This window comes from Anaerolineae bacterium (genome assembly GCA_014360855.1).
Lineage (GTDB): Bacteria > Chloroflexota > Anaerolineae > JACIWP01 > JACIWP01 > JACIWP01.
The window spans coordinates 1-3525 of sequence record JACIWP010000295.1 but is presented as its reverse complement, the minus strand read 5'-3'; the positions used below and the strand labels follow the sequence as shown (position 1 = coordinate 3525).

The 3525-nt window shown below is 67.0% G+C and carries 4 protein-coding genes; 1 reads left to right on the top strand and 3 read right to left on the bottom strand.

What is annotated here, in order from left to right:
• The first annotated feature begins 40 nt into the window (after window positions 1-40).
• Window positions 41-622 carry a hypothetical protein gene (locus H5T60_12940; protein MBC7243335.1) on the top strand — a complete coding sequence of 194 codons (582 nt, stop codon included), beginning with the start codon at window positions 41-43 and terminating at the stop codon, window positions 620-622.
• Here the strand turns inward: H5T60_12940 and miaB are convergent.
• From miaB to H5T60_12925, 3 genes are all read right to left on the bottom strand, one after another.
• Window positions 582-1865: a tRNA (N6-isopentenyl adenosine(37)-C2)-methylthiotransferase MiaB gene (gene miaB / locus H5T60_12935; GenBank protein MBC7243334.1), complete on the bottom strand. Its 1284-nt coding sequence runs from the start codon at window positions 1863-1865 to the stop codon at window positions 582-584. The genes H5T60_12940 and miaB overlap by 41 nt on opposite strands.
• A gap of 7 nt (window positions 1866-1872) precedes the next feature.
• Window positions 1873-3261 carry an NAD(P)/FAD-dependent oxidoreductase gene (locus H5T60_12930; protein ID MBC7243333.1) on the bottom strand — a complete coding sequence of 463 codons (1389 nt, stop codon included), beginning with the start codon at window positions 3259-3261 and terminating at the stop codon, window positions 1873-1875.
• 31 nt (window positions 3262-3292) lie between these two features.
• On the bottom strand, window positions 3293-3525 hold a 233-nt coding region (locus H5T60_12925), incomplete at its 5' end, for a hypothetical protein (protein ID MBC7243332.1).

Sequence of the window (3525 nt, the reverse complement as noted above, 5' to 3'; positions counted from 1 at the left end):
GATCCTGGGCCTGCCAGGCTGGTTGGGCGGCCTCGCTGGCATGAACGAGGCCCACGTGGCCGGCTGGGCCCTGCCGGCACGCACCACCGACAATTCCCCGACGGGCCTGCCGGCCTCCCTGATCCTGCGCGGCGCGCTGGAAGGGGCCGCTAACTATCAGGAGGCGCTGACCTGGAGCATGGGACAGCCGCACAGCAGAGGGGCGCAGGTGGTGTTTGCCGGCGAGGCTTCGGCCGCCGGCGTCGAATGGTCGGCGCGCATGCAGGAACCGCTGGCATCCGACGCCAACACCATCTTCGCCGCCGGCCTTTTCCATCATCCGGACCTGGCCGCGGTGCAACTGCCGGCCCTGGACCCATCCCTGTTCCACGCTTTCCAGCAGGGCGCGGAAAGCGCACAAGCGAACCTGCGCGCCAACAGCGGCTGGATAAGCCGGGAAAAAGGGCTGGATTTCCTGCGCGCATGGGCGGAAGGGGAAATGACCGCCGGCCCCGAAGAGCACCCAGTTTGGATGGTGCTGATGGAGCCGGCGGAGATGCAAGTATATTTCGGCACGGCCAGCGGCACACAGCCGCCGGCCTTCACGGCGTTCGAGCCTTTATCCGCTCCAGCTCGCCGATGAGGGACCAGGGGCCGGCCCAGGTAATGCGCACGTCCACCAGCGCGCCGGCCAGCTCCTCCGTGCTGTCAAAGAAAACCAGTTTGTTCTGCCGGGTTCTGCCGCGCCAGCGGCCCTTCTGCCGCTCCTCCACCAGCACCTCGACGCTCTTGCCCAGCAGGGCGGCATTGATTTCGCCGGCGATGCGCTCCTGAAGCTTCTCCAGCTCCTGCCGGCGCGCCTCTTTCACCTCCGGCGGCACATCGTCGGGGAGCCGCTCCGCCGGCGTGCCCGGCCGCACCGAATAGGCCGCGATGTGCACCACATCGAAGCGCACCGTCTCCAGGAGCCGGCGGGTGGCCTGGAAATCCTCCTCGGTCTCGCCGCAAAAGCCCACGATGACGTCGGTCGCCAGGCCGGCGTCCGGCAGGCGGGCGCGGATGCGTTCCACCAGCTCGAGATACTGCGCGGCGGTGTAATGGCGGCCCATCCTGCGCAGGACGACGTCGCTCCCCGACTGGACCGGCAGTTCGAAATGCTCGCACACCTTGGGCAGTTCCGCCACGGCCTCGATCAGGCGTTCCTGCATATCCGCCGGATGCGAGGTCAGGAAGCGCAAGCGCCAGAGGCCGGGGATATCATGCAGTTTCTCCAACAGGCCGGCCAGGTCCGGTCCCCCGGGCAGATCCCGACCGTAAGCGTCCACGTTCTGCCCCAGCAGGATGATCTCGCGCGCGCCCCGCTCCACCAGCTCCAGGGCATCGCGGTAGATATCCTCGGCCGGCCGGCTCCGCTGTGGGCCGCGGCGCAGGCGCACAATGCAGTAGGTGCAGTGATGGTCGCACCCATAGCTGATGGGCAGATAGGCGCTGACCGGCACGGGAGAGACGGGGGCGGAGAGCCGTTCGCCGCACCCGCCGGCGTCCAGCAGGGCGAACAGCGGCTCCGGATGCGAGGGGCGCAGGAACAGATCGACAAAGGGGTACTCCCGCCGCAGGGACTCCTCGTCCTCTCCCACCAGACAGCCCATCACCGCCAGCACGGCGCCGGGCCGCTTCTGCTTGACCGGCCGCAGAGAGCTGAGCCGGCCGCGGGCGCGCTGTTCCGCGCTCTCCCGCACCACACAGGTGTTGAGCACGATGACATCGGCCTGCTCCGGGGAGGATGCCGGCAGGAAACCCCGCCGCTCCAGCCCCTCGGCGACAGCGCGCGAGTCCGCCGTGTTCATCTGACAGCCGATGGTCCAGATGTAGTAGCGTCGGGTCATGATGCGCTCAGACACGCTCCAGGATGGCGCGCGCCGCGATGACGCCCGAGGCCGAGGCCTGGATGACGCCGCGGGTGACGCCGGCGCCGTCGCCGACGGCAAAGAGGTTCTCAATGCGCGTCTCCATCTTCGGGGTCAGATTGAGCCGAGAGGAATAGAACTTTACCTCGACGCCGTACAGCAGGGTGTGGCGGGAGTAGACGCCCGGCGTGAGCTGGTCCATGGCCCTCAGCATTTCCAGCAGGTTGGCCAGGTGGCGGTATGGGAACACCAGGCCCAGGTCGCCCGGTGTGGCGGTGGACAGGGTCGGACGGATGACGGAGCGGCTCATGCGCTCGGGGGTGGAGCGCCGGCCCTGCTCCAGGTCGTACAGCCGCTGGACAATGACGCCGTCGCCCAACAGGTTGGCCAACCGCGCGATGGACTTGCCGTACTCGATGGGATTATCGAACGGCTCCGTGAAGGTCTTGCTCACCAGCAGGGCAAAGTTGGTGTTGAGCGTGCGGCGGTTGGCATAGCTGTGGCCGTTGACCGTCATTACGTCGCCGTACCATTCGGTCACCACCTCGCCGTACGGGCAGACGCAGAAGGTGCGTACCTGGTCGTCGAAGGCCTTGGTGAAATAGATGAGTTTGGGTTCATACAGGACCGAGGTGAGGGGTTCCAGCACCGTCGCCGGCAGTTCCACCCGCACGCCCACATCCACCGGGTTGCGCCCCAGCGTCAGGTCCAGCTCCTTGGCCTTGGCCAACAGCCACGGCGCGCCGTCCCGCCCCGGCGCCAGGATGATGAAGGTGGAGTGGATCTGAGTGCCGTCCTTCAGCTCGACGCCCACCGCATGATTATTGTCGGTGAGTATCGAGGTCACCTCGGAGCGAAAGCGGATGGTGACGCCGCGCGACAGAAGCTCGTCGCGCATGGCCTTGAGGATGGCGGCGGAGCGGTCCGTGCCCATGTGGCGGATGGGGTCCGCCACCAGGCGCAGGCCGGCCTTGGCCGCCTCCTTCTGCAGGCGCTCCACCTCGTCCATGTTGGCGCCGTGCACCACTTCGGTGGCGCCGAAGCGCACGTACGTGGCATCCACCTCTTTGATCAGCTCCTCGACCTCTTCGCGGGGCAGGATGCTGGCCAGCCGGCCGCCGACATCCGGCGACAGGGTCAGCTTGCCGTCGGAATAGGCGCCGGCGCCGCCCCAGCCCGAGAGCAAGGAGCAGGGCTTGCAGTGCTGGCATTCGACGCCGCGCGTGTGCATAGGGCAGTTGCGCTTCTCCAGGTCAACGCCCTTTTCCAGCATCAGCACCTTCAGATCGCGGCGTTTGCTGGTCAGTTCGAGGGCGGCGAAGATGCCCGCCGGCCCGGTCCCTACAATAATGACATCGAATTTCTCTGGCGTCATGTGCTTCCCTTTGCGGCAGAATTGGCGTAACTCATGCTACCTGCAGGCGTTGGGGCTCCAACACCTTGCGCAGGAACTGGCCGGTGTACGAGTGCGGGTTGGCGGCCACCTCCTCTGGTGTCCCTTCGGCAACAATGCGGCCGCCGGCCTCGCCCCCTTCCGGCCCCAGGTCAATCACCCAATCGGCGGACTTGATGACGTCCAAATGGTGCTCGATGACGATGACGGTGTTGCCGGCGTCCACCAGCCGCTGGAGCACCTGCA